Source organism: Nocardia sp. CC213A, from assembly GCF_030766805.1.
Taxonomy (GTDB): domain Bacteria; phylum Actinomycetota; class Actinomycetes; order Mycobacteriales; family Mycobacteriaceae; genus Nocardia; species Nocardia otitidiscaviarum.
The window spans coordinates 1-16,470 of the sequence record NZ_JASFXA010000016.1; the positions used below are offsets into that span (position 1 = coordinate 1).

The following is a 16,470-nucleotide window of genomic DNA, read 5'->3' on the forward strand; positions in this document are numbered from 1 at the left end:
CGCAACCAGCGCCGCAACCAGCGCCGCAGCCGACGCAGCAGCCCGCGCCGCAGCCGCCCTCCGTGCCCATCCTGCCGGGGGTCATCGATCGGGTGGACGACACCGTCGGCTCGGTGCTGGACGCGCCCAAGCAGATCCTCCCCCACACGGGCGGCTAGGGGTTGATCGTCGTGGCCGGAAACATACCCATAGCGCTCGACTCGTTGCCCTACACGCGAGATCTGTTCCGGGAACTGGACTCCGAGGATTCGGTTCCCCTGCTGTACCTGGTCCGGGGCCGCTCGGGCACCGGCAAGTCCACGCTGCTGTCGGCCATTCGCAATCGGCTGCGGACGCGGGGAACCATGCCGACGGACAACCCGCACGACGGCCAGGGCGGCGGATCGCCCGCCACCACAACCCATCCCGGTTCGGGCCGGATCGCCCGCACGGCTCTCGTGGTGGACGATGCCCACACACTGTCCGATGCGGCGTTCGAAGCCCTCTGCGCCGCAGCGGAATCCGGACATCGCACGGTGGTCATCGCCACCCGCCCGCGCCCGCACGACGCTCGCCTGCGCGCCCTCACCGATCTGGTGTCTCGGCGCGGACGCGTCGTCGACCTGCGCGCCCTCGCGGTAGCCGAGATCGCGCCGTTCGCACGGGAACTCGGCATGATGGTGCCGCGCGGCATCGCCCAGCACATCCACCGCCAGACCGGCGGCATCCACGGCGGTGTGGTGGCGGCCCTGGCCGCCGCCTGCGCCACCCGCATGGACGCCGGCATGGGCGCGGTCGACAGCGCTGTCACGTCCTGGGCGCGCGCCCGTCTCGACGACGCCGATCCGGAGTTGCTCGACACCCTGGTGGTGGCGGCGATCGGCGCGGGTCTGGACGCCAGTGAGCTGGCCGAGGTGCTGGAGGTGAACCTCAGGGCCGCACAGGATCTGGTGGACCGCGCCCGGGCCAGCGCCCTCATCACCGACGCCGACCTGCTGCTGGCGCCCGCCGTGACCCCGCTGCGCACGCTGGTCGGCGACCGCCGTTTCCTGGGCGTGCAGCGCCGCCTGCTGCGGGCCCGCCTCGACGCCGGGCTGCTGCGCGACCACACCGCGCTGCTGCTGGCCGAATCCGGGGTGCGCGATCCGCGCCTCGCCGAATTCCTCTGCGCCGCAGCGGAAAAAGCTGGCGATGAGGCGACGCGCTACTACGCGGCCGTCGCGGCGGCCGGAGCCGATCCGAACACCATCGCCGTGCGCTGGGCCGATGCCGCCGCACGAGCCGGCGACTGCGACACCGCCCTGCGGCTGGCCGAACCCGCCCTGGCCCGCGACGATATCGCGCCCGCGGAACTGGCCGCCGCCGTGCGCATCTGCGCGGGGGTCTGGACCCGCCGGGGCCTCATTTCCCGCGCCGCCCAGCTCTATACCTGGCTCGGTGCACACCGCATCGGCGCGGACTGGGCCGTCGGCGCCACGGTGCTCTACCTCGCGGGCGACCCCGCCGTGGCCCGCGCCCTCTCCGCCTCCGCCGACCGCTGGCCCCCCACCGAGGCCACCGCCCGCGCCGCCACCATCGCCACCGCCCTGGCCAAGTCGGTCGAACCCGGCCCACGCGCCCCGCGACCCACGCACGGTTCGCCCGGCACTTCGCGGGCCGGAGTATCCGCGGCGGCCGTTCCCGAGCAGTCGGTACCGCCCGGGGGCACAGCACATTCCGAAGCCGAGCTGGCACCCGAAACCGCGACGCCGCAGGAACCAGTGGCGGGCCACCACCCGGCTCGCAGCTCATCCGCCGCCGAATCCGATTGGGCAGCAGTACATCTCCACGACGATTCGATACGACGGCACGCAGATGGCTCGCCGTCCACTGCCACCACGCCCACTGGCAGCACGGGCACCGGCAGCACGGGCACCGGCAGCACGACCACCGACACCACGAGCGCCCGCAGCACGACCACCGACACCACGAGCGCCCGCAGCACGACCACCGACACCACGACCACCGACACCACGAGCGCCCGCAGCACAACCGGCGCCGCCACGACCGGCGCGGATTCCGTGCGCACGCACGCCACGACCGGCGGCGACGCGATGACCGCACGCCAGGTCTCGAGCGCGAGCTCCATGCCCGCACGCGACGACAGCGCCTTCACGACACCGGAGCGGGACAGGCTCACCGAGACGATCCCGGGCAGCGGCGCGGCACGATCGTTCCGCGACGCCGGAACCACCGCGTCACCCAGACGGGCCGCCGCACCGTCCGAGACCGCCCGGACCGTCGAACCGTTCACGGCCGCACAGTCCAGTGCCGCGCACGCGGTTACCGGGCGGCCGGATGTCACCGGCGGCGAGTCACGGCCGGGCTTCCCGGAAAGCGGCGCACCCGTGGCACCGGTTCGGCCGACCGGGGCATCCCGGAACACTCGAACCGAACCCGCGGACGCCGCCGGATCGGAGACCGCGGCCCTGGGCTTCCCACAGGTGCACACCGACACGCGGCGTGGGGCGGCAATGGCCGCGGTGTCGGCGCTCATCCACGCGGCGCATTCCGGGCTCGCGCCCTCCGAGGCGGGCGGGGATCGGTTCCTGCCCTGTTCGGCAGTGTCCATTGCCACCCTGCTGTGCCTGAGCATCGGGGAGCCCAGGCGGGCGGCCGATGCCCTGCGCGGCGGCTCGACCGATCCGCAGCGGCGGGTGCTGGCGGCATGGGTGGCCATGCTGGGCGGCGACGAGCGGGCGGCGGCCGAGGCGGTCGACCAGCTCGATATCGCCGCACTGGATCCGCGGGACCGGCTGCTCGCGCACGCGGTGATCGTCGGCCTGGCGCGGCGCGGCGGCGATCACAGCGCGCTCACCCTGGCCTGGCAGGCCGCCGCACCCCTGTTCGACGAGGTGGGCGCCGACCTGCTGACCCTGCTGCCGATCGGCGAACTGTGGCTGGCCGGAATCCGCTTGCGGGACGAGAGCCGGGTGTCCGCGCTGGTCGACGACGCCCGGCGGCTGCTGCGCCGCCTCGGCGATCCGCCCGCCTGGGCGAACTCCTTCCACTGGTACGCCATCCAGGCCGCCATCGCGCACGAGCGCCCCGACCGGCTGCTGCCGCACGCGCACCGGTTGAAGGCGGCCGCGGAGGCGGGTGACACCCAGGCCGCCGCCCTGGCCGACGCGGGTCGCACCTGGGTGCTGGTGTTGCGCGGCCAGGTGGAGCGCGTCCCCGTGGAGGCGGCGGTGCGGCGGCTCGCGGGATTGGGTCTCAGTTGGGACGCCGCCCGGCTCGCCAGCGAGGCGGCGCTGACGGCCGACGACTCCGGCACCGCGACGGCCCTGTTGAAGTTGGCCCGGACCGTGCGGGTGCAGTCCCGCCCGCCCGAGCAGCCCATCCGCCCGCTGCCCACCCCGGCCCCGCGCCCCGACCCGGCGCCGGACGCCGTGCTCAGCGAGCGTGAACGGGAGGTGGCCGAACTGGTCCTGCTCGGTCTCACCTACCGTGAGATCGGCGCTCGCCTCTATATTTCGGCCAAGACGGTGGAGCACCATGTGGCGCGGATACGACGTCGAATCGGTGCCGGGTCGCGATCGGAGTTATTGTCAATGCTCCGCGCCATGGGCCACGGGTCCCTACTCGTGTGAGCCTCGGGGCGCGGACGCCAGACCCGCACGCACCGAGTGAGGTAACGAGGATGGCCACTGGGGTGGGCCTGCGGATCGCGGACGACGAATGCGTCGCCGCGATCGTGACCGGGGACGATGCCACCCTCCCGGTGCACTACATCGTCCGCGAGTCGCGCTTGCACATGTCCGACGACGGTGACGCCGAACTGGGCGGCGAGCAGCCGACCGGCCATACGCACTCCATCGGCGGATTCGCCGCCGCCGTCGGCGACCCGGCGGGCATCCCGGTCGATGATGGCGAGGCCTACCGCGCCGAGGATCTGTGGGCCACCGCCGCGTTCTGCCTGATCAATCTGGCCGCAGAATATCTCGAAGGTCCCGCCGAGTTCTACGCGACGCATCCGACCGCATGGCCGGAGGAGAACATCCGCGCCGTCCGCGAGGCGCTGGATTATCTGGGGCTGAAATCGGTGGTGCTGGTCAGCGAGCGCGACCTACCCACGCCCGACTCCGACACCGGCAAGTCCCTCGCCTATCAGGCCGCGCGAGCCGCCCTCGCCGCCGTGCTCTCCACTCCGGCGGGTGTCACCCCACCCGATCCCACGGTCACCGAGAACTACTCCGACGTCACCGAGGTGCTGCCCACCATTCCGGTGCCGGACCCGCCCGCGCAGGCGTACTCGGTCGCCATTCCCGCCGCCACCACCACCGAACCGGCCGTCGAGGCGGAGGCCGAGGAGCCGGCCCCGGAGCCGCCCACCCGCCATCGCGGACCACTGCTGATCGCCGTCGCGGCGGCCCTGATCGGTTTGCTGCTGGGTGGCCTGGGCGTCGCCGCGGTGTTGCGTCCGGACGAGGAGAAGCCGGGTCCGCCGCGCGGCGAGGTGCGGTCCGAACCCTTCGCCACCGCGGGCGCGGTGCCGCCGGAGCCGACGCCGTCCGAGGAGCTCCCGCTTCCCGCCCCGCCGCCGGTCGTCGAAGTGCCAACGCCGACAACCGAACCCGCCCCGCCGCCGGCGCCGGAACCGCCGCCCACCACCACCGAGACGCCGCCGAGTTCCACCGCGACACGCCCGTCGACCACGACCCGGGTGCCGCCGTACATCTACCGGCCGCCGGAGCTGCCCACCCTCCAGATCCCGCCGCCGCCCATTTTCAGCGATCCGTGGTCGCTCGGCGAGAACTGATACAAGTGGCGACCTTCTGTGCGCTATGGCATAAAGTGATGCGCTGACCGGTGTAACCCTCACCACGGGGTGTCGCGGTCTGCTGGTGCACTACGAAGGGACTCCATGCGCAAGTTCTTGGCGCGTCGCGCCGCGGTTCGAGCAGCCACCATCGCTTTCACCTCGACCGTTCTAGTCGGCCCCCTGTTCGCCGCGGCACCCGCGCTCGCCGATGAGGCGGTATCGCCGCAGCTCTCGGCCGATCAGCTGCCTCCGGAACTGACGCAGGCCATTGCGCGTGATCTGGGTATGACGCCCGCCGAGTATCTGGATCGCTCCACGCGCGCCCAGGAATTGCGGGACTACGCACGGGATTTCCGGACCGAGCGGCCCGAGGAATTCGCGGGCGCGTGGCTCGGCCAGGACGGCAAACCCGTCGTGGCGGTCACCTCGGTGGACGCCGCCAAGATCGCCGCCGACGCCGGATATCAGACCCGGTTGGCTCCGGTCAGCGCGGACAATCTGGAATTCGCCATGGGCCAGCTGAATTCGTGGATCGCCGAACTGCCCATGGATCTGTCCTCGGCCATCAATTCGGTGGCCATCGACTTCCTCAACAGCCAGCTGGTGCTGTCGGTCGCCAATACCCCGGTCGGCCATCTGCTGAATCTGCCCACCCTCATCGCGAATATCAAGGTGATGCTCGCCCCGGGCAGCGGCGGCCCGGTGGAACGGCGTCCCATGGGCGGCGACACCTATATCAGCGCCCCGACCTCGCTGGGCGACTCCTCGCTGCAGAGCGTGGATGTGTGCTCCTTCGGCTTCAACGCCACCGACACGGGCGGCAATGCCCTCAACATCAGTGCCGGACACTGCAATCCGAACTTCGGCAAGGCCGATCAGCAGGCCGATGTGTACCTGCCGAACGTGCGGGACCTGGCGGCCAGCCCGCAGGTCGGCACCTTCGTGAGTTCGCAGCTGGGCGGGCGCAGCTCGCTGGACTACTCGGTCATCAAGCTGAACGACGCGGCCGTGCGCAACGGCATGGACCAGCCGTCGGTGCGCGGCTCGAACGGCACCACGCTCACCATCACCGGGGTGGCGGATCCGATCGTCGGCGCGCCGGTGTGCAAGTCGGGTCAATCCTCCACGTTCACTTGCGGTTTCGTGGTGGCCGACCGGGTGGAGACGCAGCTGTACACCGCGGAGGGCGACTCCAAGATCATTCGCGGTTTCGCCAGCAGCGCGTGCACGCTGGGCGGCGACTCCGGCGGCGCCATCGTCTCCGGCACGCTGGCCCTGGGTATCACCAGTGGTTCGAATGCCGCCGACGCGCCGAACTGCAACGAGGCCAATACGGCGCTGGCGCAGTACGGTGGAACAGCCACCCTGGGCATTCCGATCCGCGCCATTCTGGCCGATATCGACGCCAATTCCGGCGGCGGACTGGGCAGCGGTATCCAGGTGCGCACCCGCCCGAACGTCGGGTGAGGGCGACACGCTGTGATCTTGAAGCCGACACGCCGTTCGTTAGCCTGCGGAATACCGAAACGTCACCCCGAGATAAGTAGGCATAACGGGCTCGACACCATATAGTCGGCTCATGCTCCTGCCACGTATGCGTTTTTCGCCTGCCGCGGGTCGACCGCGCGCCCTCGTCCGTACTGCAGCGATCGCGGCCACTGCGCTGCTGACAGCCGGACCCCTGGCGGCGAGCGCCCATGCGGAACCGGCGCCGAACCTGCCGCAGGAGCTGATCAATGCCGTCCAGCGCGATCTGAAGATCTCCCCGCAGGAGTACCTGGCTCGCGCCGATCTGGCCCAGCAGGTGGCGGCCTTCGCCACCACCGCGCAGCGGCAGTTCCCGCAGGTGTTCGGCGGCGCCTGGCTCAACGAGGCCGGACAGGGCGTCGTGGCGCTGGCGCAGGGCGAGAACTTCGACGCCGCCCGCCAGGCCGCCGCCGACGCGGGCTTCCAGGTGCGCGACGTGGCCAAGAGCGAGGCCGTGCTGCGCGGTGAGAAGAACGCCTTCCAGCGCTGGCTGGAGCAGCAGCCGGAGGCGGTGTCGAAGCTGGTGCGCGGCGTGGCCATCGACACCGTGAACAACAGCATCGCGGTGCGGGCGGACACCTCCGACCTGCCGCTGCCGAGCTTCGTCGATCCGGCGCGCGTCATCGTGATGCCCGCCCCGCCGGTGGCGGGCGAGGAGGCCGACGTGCGCAAGGCCGGGGAGATCGCGGACGCCACGGGCGGACCGCTGGCCGCCGGTGACGGCTACGCGTCGGTGGCGGGCCGCATGTCGCTGCGCTGCTCGCTGGGTTTCAACGGCACCGACAGCGCGGGCCGGACCGTGAACATCACCGCGGGCCACTGCAACCCGAACATCCCGGCCACCGGCGGCGCGAACTCGCCCAGCGCGTACGAGCTGCTGCCCGGCGACGAACCGGGCGTGAAGCTGGGCACCTTCCAGAAGTCGGTGCTGGGCAACCAGGACTACTCCATCCTGTCCATCGATGATCAGGTGCGGGGTCGCTTCGACAACAACCTGGTGCGGGTGCCGGGCAACAACCCGATCGCCGTCACCGGCGTGGCGGTTCCGGTCGTCGGCGCTCCGGTCTGCAAGTCCGGATCGCGCACCGGCTTCAGCTGCGGCGTGGTGAACGCGATCGATCAGGTGGTGCAGGTCGGCGACCGGCAGCTCACGCAGAGCTTCTCCGCCAATATCTGCGCCCTCCCGGGCGACTCCGGCGGTCCGATCGTCACCGGCACCCTGGCGCTGGGCATCTCCTCGGCCTCCTCGGTCGCCGACTACCCGATCTGCGAGATCCCCAACCTGATCGGCCTGCTGACCGGCAACACCCCGCAGCTGTTCGCCCAGCCGGTGAGCGTCGTGCTCTCCGACAACCCGGGGCTGCGCGTCCGCAACTGATCTCGGCAAGCCCGAAAAGGCCGGTAGCTCTTGCGCTACCGGCCTTTCGTGTCTGCGGGGGAGGTGGTGCCCAGTGGCGGCGCAGGGGCGGCGCTCCGGGGTGAATCGGCGTCGTCGGGCGGTAGGCCGGACCCGCCGTCGTGCGGCATGCTGGGGATATGTGTCTGGTGTTGGTCGGGTGGCGAGCGCATCCGGAGTATCGGCTGATCGTGGCCGCGAATCGGGATGAGTTCTACACGCGGGCAACGGAAACGCTGCGCTGGTGGCCGGAGGCTCCGGACCTGCTGGCCGGACGGGACCTCGGAGCCGGAGGTGAGATCCCCGGAACCTGGCTCGGAGTGTCTCCGGCGGGACGGCGGTTCGCGACGGTGACGAATGTGCGGCGCCCCGGCGAGAACCGCACCGACGTCCGTTCCCGCGGCGCGCTGCTGATGGACTACCTGCGCGGCGAGGTCGGTCCGGAGAAGACCGTGCGCGCGGTGGCGGCGGAACCGGACGACTACAACGGCTACAACCTGGTGGTGTCGGATCTGGAGACGCTGTGGTGGCACAGCAATCGCAGCGGGTCCGCGCCCCGGGAGCTCGCCCCGGGCTTCCACGGTATCTCCAACGACGCGGTGGTGGGTTCGGCCGAACCCGATTCCCGCGACATCCGCACCGGTACCGAACGACCCGCGTGGCCCAAGGTCCGCGAGGGCGTCCGGGCGCTGCGGTCGGTGGTCGAGTCCACGCCCGGAGATATCGAGGGGTATCTCCGGGTCCTGGCCGACCGCACCCGCGCCCTCGACACCGAACTCCCCGACACCGGCCTCGGCCGCCGCATGGAGCGCACCGCCTCCGCCCGCTTCATCGCCCACACCGTGCATGGCACCCGGTGCAGCACGGTGCTGCTGGTGCGCGAGGACGGCGGCTTCGAGATGGTCGAACGCAGCTTCGGCAGGTTCGGCCGCGAACGGGACACCCGGAGTTACAGCGGTCGCATCGGTCTCGACCCGAACTAGGCGAAAACCCGAAATCTAGGTAAGGTACCGATTCGCTGGCGCTGTACGCGCCAGAGTCATTTGCACATACGAACTTTCGAGGTACCTCATGCTCTTCATCGCAGGCGATACCGGTGTCGCGGGAATGCTGCTCAAGCTCCTGCAGTCCATGTGCACCATTTCCGCGGGCGGCGCCGCCGGTTCCTGCAACTGGGGCGCCTAGCCTCGACCCGACCACGGGGAGTACCCCTTATGGTGTGCGAATTCCGCAGACCATAAGGGGTTTCGTCTGTCTGAGGGCGACCCACCGCACGGCAGGTGCGTGCTAACGCGTACGGCCCCGTCTCCGCGGGGAGACGGGGCCGTACGCGTATTACGGATGCGGTGTCAGTTGGCCCACTTGGTGGTGCCCGGGGCCGCCTGGAGGGTCTGGATGAGCTCCAGTCCCGCGGCGATCAGGGTCGGCCCACCCACCGCGATGGTGCCGAGAATGCCGCCGATGCCCGCACCCGCGACCAGGCCGGGAACGCACATGGCCGGGATGGTCACGATGCAGCCGATGATGGCCCCGATGGCGGTGCCGACGAAGCCGCCGATGGCGGTGGCCATACCGAACTGGCTCGAGAAGCTGTTCATCGCGCGCTGATCCTCCATCGGCGACGCGATGGGCTGCACGGTGAGCGGCTGGGTGCCGGGCTGGAAGCCGGCCGGGGCCTCCGGAACGACCTCGAGCACCGAGTCCTCGTTCTTGAGCTCCGACTTCACCTCGACCTCGGAACCGGCGATATCGAACGCCAGCGGGAACGAGATGAGGGTGGCGCCCTGGGTGTCCTTGACGTTCACCATCGTCTGCTTGTCCTCGGGTTCCCCACCCTCGACCGCGACCTCGGTGAGCTCGAACGTGCCGTTCTTCAGCGTGGCGACAATGGTCTTGTCGACGAGCTTGACGGAGTAGCTCACATCCTGAGGCGCGGGCGCCTCTTCGGCATGTGCGACGGTGGAACCGACGGTCAATGCGCCGATCGCCAGGGCAGCCGCCGCAATGGTGCCGCGAAACTTCATTCGGTTATCCAATCGATCATCAGGTCTCCGCTGCCGCATCCTCACCGCGAGAGCTCACGCTTCCCTCGTGACACGTTCGCGCGTGGGGCGCGAATGTCAGCGAGAACCTCCCCGAGCAGTGTGAAGATGCGCACAGCACAACGGACAGCGTGAGCTTAGTCCAACAAGTGGTGATATGCGACATTCCTTTCTCGGCGACGGTTGTGAGCTGTGTAAGTTAGCCGACCCTTGGTTGGGTTCCGGATTTGTCGCGATTTACAGTGCGGGAAAGCTCTGGACGAATAAGTTACCGGCGGGTAACTTACCGTTCGTTAAGATACGTGCACACCGGAGTTGGAGCAGGCCAACCCCGCGCAGGCTCGTAGCCCGAAGAAAGGTCGCGACATGAATGCCCTGACAGTGACGCTGGGCGCGATCGGAGCGACGCTCAGTCTTTTGTGTTGGGCGTCGTTCGTCGGCGGTGTGGCAAACATCGCACGCACCGTCATGGTCGGCCAGCCCGCGCCCGATCGCTGGCGGCCGTTCTTCCCGCGTTTCAAGCAGATGCTCGTCGAGTTCCTGGCCCACACGCGGATGAACAAATTCCGCACCGTCGGCTGGGCGCACTGGCTGGTGATGATCGGCTTCCTCGGCGGTTTCATCCTCTTCTTCGAGGCGTACGGACAAACGTTCAACCCCGAATTCCACTGGCCGATCTTCGGCGACTGGGCGGTCTACCACCTGTGGGACGAGATCCTCGGCATCGGCACCGTCGTCGGCATCGTCACGCTGATCGTCATTCGCCAGCTGAACCACCCGCGCATGCCGGAGCGGCTGTCGCGGTTCAGCGGTTCGAAGTTCGGTCCGGCGTACACCATCGAGGCCATCGTCCTGGTCGAGGGCCTGGGCATGATCCTGGTGAAGGCGGGCAAGATCGCGACCTACGGGCACGCGAACCCGGCCACCGACTTCTTCACCATGCGAGTCGCCGAACTGCTCCCCGCGAGCGGGGTCATGATCTCCATCTTCGCGTTCGTGAAGCTGATGTCCGGCAGCCTCTTCCTGCTGCTGGTCGGCCGCAACCTGACGTGGGGTGTGGCGTGGCACCGGTTCGCCGCGTTCCCGAACATCTACTTCAAGCGTGAGGACGACGGCGACGTCGCCCTCGGCGCGGCCAAGCCCATGATGTCCGGCGGCAAGGCCATCGATATGGAGACCGCCGACCCCGACAACGACACCTTCGGCGTCGGCAAGTTCGAGGACTTCTCCTGGAAGGACATCCTCGACGTCACCACCTGCACCGAATGCGGTCGCTGCCAGTCACAGTGCCCGGCCTGGAACACCGGCAAGCCGCTCTCGCCCAAGCTGCTGATCATGTCGCTGCGCGACCACGGCTACGCCAAGGCTCCGTACCTGCTCGCGGGTGGCCGCAAGGATATGGGCGGCGACGAGATCGGCCTGGTCGACGGCGAGGGCAAGCCCGACGAGGCCAAGCTCGCCAAGATCTCCGAGGCCGCGCGCGCCGAGGCCGACCGTCCGCTGGTCGGCGGCGAGGACGTGCACGGCATCATCGACCCCGAGGTGCTGTGGTCGTGCACGACCTGTGGTGCGTGCGTGGAGCAGTGCCCGGTCGATATCGAGCATGTCGATCACATCATCGATATGCGGCGCTACCAGGTGTTGATCGAATCGGAGTTCCCCTCCGAGCTCGCGGGTCTGTTCAAGAACCTGGAGAACAAGGGCAATCCGTGGGGCCAGAACGCCAAGGACCGGCTCAACTGGATCAACGAGATGGACTTCGACATCCCGGTCTTCGGGCAGGACGCCGAGTCCTTCGACGGCTACGAGTACCTGTTCTGGGTCGGCTGCGCGGGCGCGTATGAGGACCGCGCCAAGAAGACCACCAAGGCCGTCGCCGAGCTGCTGGCCACGGCGGGGGTGAAGTTCATGGTGCTGGGCCAGGAGGAGACCTGCACCGGTGATTCGGCGCGCCGCGCGGGCAACGAGTTCCTGTTCCAGCAGCTGGCGATGCAGAACATCGAACTGCTGAACTCGGTGTTCGAGGGTGTCGAGCAGGCCAAGAAGAAGATCGTCGTCACCTGTGCGCACTGCTTCAACGCACTCAACAACGAGTACCCGCAGGTGGGTGGCACCTACGAGGTGGTGCATCACACGCAGTTGCTGAACCGGTTGGTGCGGGGCAAGCAGCTGATCCCGGTGTCGCCGGTGGCGCAGAACGTGACCTATCACGATCCGTGTTATCTGGGGCGGCACAACAAGATCTACAACGCGCCGCGGGAGTTGATGGAGGCGTCGGGGTCGTCGTTGGTGGAGATGCCGCGTCACGGCGAGCGGTCGATGTGCTGTGGTGCCGGTGGTGCGCGGATGTGGATGGAGGAGCAGCTCGGCAAGCGGATCAATATCGATCGCGTGGACGAGGCCCTGGACACGCTGAAGGGCGGCAATGAGCCGTCGATGATCGCGACCGGCTGCCCGTTCTGTCGGGTGATGCTCACCGATGGTGTGACCGCGCGCAAGGACGGTGGCGAGGTCGGTCAGGGTGTCGAGGTGGTGGATGTGGCGCAGTTGATGCTGCAGGCCATCGACCGGGTCGAGCCCGCGACGTTGTCGGAGAATCTGAAGGTGGTGCAGGAGCCCAAGCGGGAGCCGGTCCCCGAGCCGGTCGCCGAGCCCGAACCCGAGCCGGTCACGGCCGAGGCCGCGACGGCTCCTGCCGCGGCCAAGCCCGCCGGTGGTGGGTTGGGCATGAAGGGTGGTGCGAAGGCTCCCGGTGGTAAGGGCCTGGCCATGAAGGGCGGCCTGAAGGCCCCGGGCGCGAAGGCCGCCCCGGCCGAGAGCGCCGCTCCCGCCGAGGCTTCCGAAGCGCCTGCGGCTCCGGCCAAGGGTCTGGCCATGAAGGGTCCGGCCAAGGCACCGGGCAAGGGACTCCAGATGAAGGGCGGACTGAAGGCTCCCGGCGCGAAGGCCGCCCCGGCCGAATCCGCCGAGACCGAATCCGCTCCCGCCACGGAAGCTTCCACCCCGGGCGCCAAGCCGGGCGGGCTCGCCATGAAGGGCGGCCTCAAGGCTCCGGGCGGCAAGGGTCTGGCCATGAAGGGCGCCGCCAAGGCCCCGGGCGCCAAGCCCGCCGCCGAATCCGCCGCGCCCGAACCGGCCGCGGATGCCGAGCCGGTCGCGCCCGCGGGTGGAGAGGTCAAGCCGACCGTCGCCGCCAAGGGCCTGGCCATGAAGTCCGGCCTGAAGCGACCCGGCCCCAAGGCCCCCGGCAAGGCAGCTCCCGCCGCAGACACCGCCGCACCGGCTGATTCCGCTTCGGCGGAGCCCGCTCCGGCGGAGTCGGCGGGCGAAGCCGCTGCCGCACCGGCCGAGGCGAAGCCCTCCATCGCGCCCAAGGGTCTGGCCATGAAGTCCGGGCTGAAGCGACCCGGGCCGAAGGCTCCCGGCGCCAAGGCCGCCCCGGCGGCCGAAGCGCCTGCGGCTGCGGCTGATTCGGCTCCGGCGGAAGCCGGCGCTCCGGCCGCCGCGCCCGCCGAGCCGGAGGCCGCCGAGAGCGGTTCGGACAGCAACGGCACCGCCGAGGGCAAGGGCGCGTCCGAGGGCAACGGCGCTGTGAAGCCGCCGACCGCCAAGCCGGGCGGCCTGGGCTTCAAGTCCACTGCGAAGGCCCCCGGCCGCAAGAGCTGATCACCGCTGGTGAATGAGCCCGGATCCCTAGGGATCCGGGCTCTTTTCATTCGAAATGTTTGCTGGCCAGCAAACTTTAATGGCTGAACTGGGACATGCCCTTGACTGAAGAGTTGCCGGAACCTACCTTTTAGAGCACGCTTTTGCTTCAAAGTGGTCCGGATCACGTCACAGATCCGTTCAGGACAGCATGCCGGCCTCCGCTGCCCTCTTGTCTCACAAGGAGATTCAGGTGGTACGTAGCAGAGTGCTGTCCACGGTCGCGGCCCTCACCGGGATCACGCCGATCATCGTCGCGATCATGCCCGCCGGTGTCGCCCACGCCCACGGGTATGTGTCGTCCCCGGCCAGCAGGCAGGCACAGTGCGCCCAGGGTGTCGTCAGCTGCGGGGATATCAGGTACGAACCGCAGAGTGCGGAGGGACCGAAGGGCCTACGCAGCTGCAGCGGCGGCGTCGGCCGCTTCGCGGAGCTGGACGACGACGACAAGGGCTGGCGCGTGCACCCGGTCGGGCGGACCGTGTCCTTCACCTGGAAGGTCACCGCCCCACACCGAACCGCCAACTGGGAGTACTACATCGGCGACACCCGGGTGGGCTTCGTGGACGGCGGCAACGAGCCGCCGCCGCAGACCTTCACGCACAGTGTCGATCTGGGGAACTTCACCGGGCGGCACCGGCTGCTCGCCGTCTGGAACATCGGGGACACCGCGAATGCGTTCTACTCCTGTATCGACCTGGATATCAACGACGGCGGATCCCCGACCGGCCCAACGCATCCCACGCCCACCACAGCACCGACCACCGCAGCACCGTCCACCACCACGCCCCCGACGACCACGACGACGCGCCCACCCACCACGACCGCTCCACTGCCGACCACGCCGCCACATCAGCACCCCACCACCGACCGACCCACCGCCGAGTCCTGGCGCCAGGGAGCCACATACCGCATAGGTGACGTGGTGTCCTACAACGGAATTCACTACAGCTGCCGCCAAGCCCACACCGTCCACGACCCGAACTGGACCCCGCCGAACACCCCGGCCCTCTGGCAGCGCCTGTAGCCGCACGCGGGTGGTGCACCGGGCGAGGTGCCGACGCCGCCACCTCGCCCCGCACGGCGCGACGACCGAGCCCATCCCACATCTACTGCCACACCGTGAAACCCGTTGGGACGAGCGCGCGGCGCCGGCACCTCCCGGCGTGACCGATTCGGGCGGCACAGCTGCCACGACCGACGAGCCGCTTCACAGTCGGCGCAGCGGCGTTGTCGTACCCAGCGGTCACGTCGAGCGCGATCGTGTCATCGAGCCCAGCGGTGTGCCGAGTAGCGGTCGCATCGCCCGACGCTGCGATATCCACAACTCTCCCTGCGCCGACCGGCGATCACGCGTGCGACCCGCCGCCACCCGCGCAGGGGGTGACCACCATGCACTTCGGCGGTACCCACCGGCCCCGTGACCGCAGTCCCCGGGGCCACACGGCAGCGCCAGCTCGGGGCATCCGAGTGCTTCGGGCCGCCCGCGAAGCGCGCCGATGGCCGCTGCGGCAGCGACGCACGCCTCGCGGCCATCCGCGCGGCGATGTGCGCACGGGCCGCAGCCGTCGATCGCGATACCGGTCCACGACCGCGATGCCGGTCCACCCTACAGACGCACGTCGGCTAACCGGCAGCAAGCGAAGGCGCGCGAGCTGGTCAATACTGATAGGTATGGCGGAGGCGGGAAGTGTTCGGGTCGAGATCGCGGTGGAGACGCTGGGCGGTGTGGAGGCGGCGGAGAGCGCCGGTGCGGATCGCATCGAGCTGGGCACCGGACTCTGCGCGGGCGGGCTGACCCCGAGTCCGGCATTGGTCGCCACGGCCCTCGAACTCACCTCGAGCACCCGGGTGCACGTGCTCATCCGCCCACGTCCCGGCGACTTCCGCTATTCCGCCGCGGAGGTCGCGCTGATGCGCGCCGATATCGGCCAGGTCCGCCGACTCGGCGCGGCGGGGGTGGTGTTCGGTGTGCTGGACGCCGACGGCCAGGTCGATATGGCCGCCAATGCCGCGCTCATCGAGGCCGCGGAGGATATGGAGGTCACCTTCCATCGCGCCTTCGATGTCTGCGCCGATCCCTACACCGCTTTCGAGCAGGTGATGGAGCTCGGATTCACGCGGCTGCTCACCTCGGGACGGCAGCCTTCGGTCGTCGAGGGCGCGACGCTCATCGCGAAACTCGTCACCCGAGCGCAGGGCCGCATCGACGTCATGGCGTGCGGTGGCCTGCGCGCCGACAATGCCGCCGAGGTGCTGGAACGTACCGGGGTGCGCGATCTGCACGCCGCCGTCCGCATTCCGGTGCCGGGACTGGAGGTCGAGGGCGCGGAGGTGTCCTTCGCCGAACCCGGTGCACCACAGGGTTTCGATCATTTCGCAACGGATGCGGCCGGGGTGGCCGCGCTCTGCGAGGTCGCGCGTTCGCGCGGGTGACTCCCGCCGGGTCCGCCCCGTCGACTGCCAGGAAAGGGGCGGACCCGGCGGGTTGCGAGGTGGCGTCAATCCTCGCTACCCGAACCCACCGCCAGAGCCGTCGTGATCAGCATCGACAGCGGTGGGAGTTTGCTGTCTCGGCTCGGCGGCACCACCCAGTGGCAGCCCTCGCGCGTCCACTGCCCGAGTCCGGTGGGCAGCATGACGGCGGAACCGACGGGCGGTATGCCGATGTCGAGACGGTTGAGCACCTGGAGTATCTGTTCGCCCGGCCGGGAATCGGGCGCCACGAGAAAACTCCAGCGGATCTGGCGAGCCAGCATGGGCGCCGACTCCCCTTGCTGTTCGAGTGCGGCGCGGACTTTTTCGGCCCGCACCACCGGCAGGTGGATAACTCCTGTGCGCCCGGTGATCGGAAGCATTACGAATCCGCCGCGCTCGATCACCGGGAGACCGAACTCGTGGCGGTAGAACGCCACCCAGTCCCCGACGGTTCTCAGCTTGTCCGCATTCACCCCGAACTCCTTGCCTGCTGAATCCAGGGTGGCCCCCGAGCCGGCGGTGTGAGAACGCCCGCACGC

Annotated in this window: 10 protein-coding genes; 8 read left to right on the forward strand and 2 right to left on the reverse strand. The window is 69.5% G+C overall.

Annotated features, from left to right (window positions below; genetic code table 11):
• The first annotated feature begins 170 nt into the window (after positions 1–170).
• The 5 genes from QJS31_RS25905 (at position 171) to QJS31_RS25925 (ending at position 8,689) form a co-directional block, all read left to right on the forward strand.
• Positions 171–3,611 carry a LuxR C-terminal-related transcriptional regulator gene (locus QJS31_RS25905; RefSeq protein ID WP_306357963.1) on the forward strand — a complete coding sequence of 1,147 codons (3,441 nt, stop codon included), beginning with the start codon at positions 171–173 and terminating at the stop codon, positions 3,609–3,611.
• Between the two features lie 50 nt (positions 3,612–3,661).
• On the forward strand, positions 3,662–4,780 hold the full coding sequence (locus QJS31_RS25910) for a hypothetical protein (protein ID WP_306357964.1): 1,119 nt from the start codon (positions 3,662–3,664) through the stop codon (positions 4,778–4,780).
• 105 nt (positions 4,781–4,885) lie between these two features.
• Entirely contained in the window at positions 4,886–6,250 is a 1,365-nt protein-coding gene (locus QJS31_RS25915; RefSeq protein WP_306357965.1) for a S1 family peptidase, read from the forward strand.
• 112 nt (positions 6,251–6,362) lie between these two features.
• On the forward strand, positions 6,363–7,688 hold the full coding sequence (locus QJS31_RS25920) for a S1 family peptidase (protein WP_282782668.1): 1,326 nt from the start codon (positions 6,363–6,365) through the stop codon (positions 7,686–7,688).
• A gap of 158 nt (positions 7,689–7,846) precedes the next feature.
• Positions 7,847–8,689, forward strand: a complete 843-nt coding sequence (locus QJS31_RS25925) for an NRDE family protein (RefSeq protein ID WP_282782666.1) — start codon at positions 7,847–7,849, stop codon at positions 8,687–8,689.
• A gap of 366 nt (positions 8,690–9,055) precedes the next feature.
• On the opposite strand, the gene QJS31_RS25930 is transcribed toward QJS31_RS25925, so the two are convergent.
• Positions 9,056–9,730, reverse strand: coding sequence for a hypothetical protein (locus tag QJS31_RS25930; protein ID WP_282782664.1), 675 nt, complete (start codon positions 9,728–9,730; stop codon positions 9,056–9,058).
• Between the two features lie 384 nt (positions 9,731–10,114).
• Here QJS31_RS25930 and QJS31_RS25935 point away from each other — a divergent pair, with 384 nt between their 5' ends.
• The 3 genes from QJS31_RS25935 (at position 10,115) to QJS31_RS25945 (ending at position 15,889) form a co-directional block, all read left to right on the forward strand.
• Positions 10,115–13,414, forward strand: a complete 3,300-nt coding sequence (locus QJS31_RS25935) for a (Fe-S)-binding protein (protein WP_306357966.1) — start codon at positions 10,115–10,117, stop codon at positions 13,412–13,414.
• 232 nt (positions 13,415–13,646) lie between these two features.
• A complete protein-coding gene (locus tag QJS31_RS25940; RefSeq protein ID WP_282785903.1) occupies positions 13,647–14,480 on the forward strand; it encodes a lytic polysaccharide monooxygenase in 834 nt (277 codons plus the stop codon).
• A 647-nt stretch (positions 14,481–15,127) separates the two neighbouring features.
• Positions 15,128–15,889, forward strand: a complete 762-nt coding sequence (locus QJS31_RS25945) for a copper homeostasis protein CutC (RefSeq protein ID WP_282785902.1) — start codon at positions 15,128–15,130, stop codon at positions 15,887–15,889.
• Positions 15,890–15,954: 65 nt separating this feature from the next.
• Here QJS31_RS25945 and QJS31_RS25950 read toward each other — a convergent pair whose 3' ends face one another.
• A complete protein-coding gene (locus tag QJS31_RS25950; RefSeq protein WP_282785901.1) occupies positions 15,955–16,404 on the reverse strand; it encodes a hypothetical protein in 450 nt (149 codons plus the stop codon).
• Between the last annotated feature and the right edge of the window lie 66 nt (positions 16,405–16,470).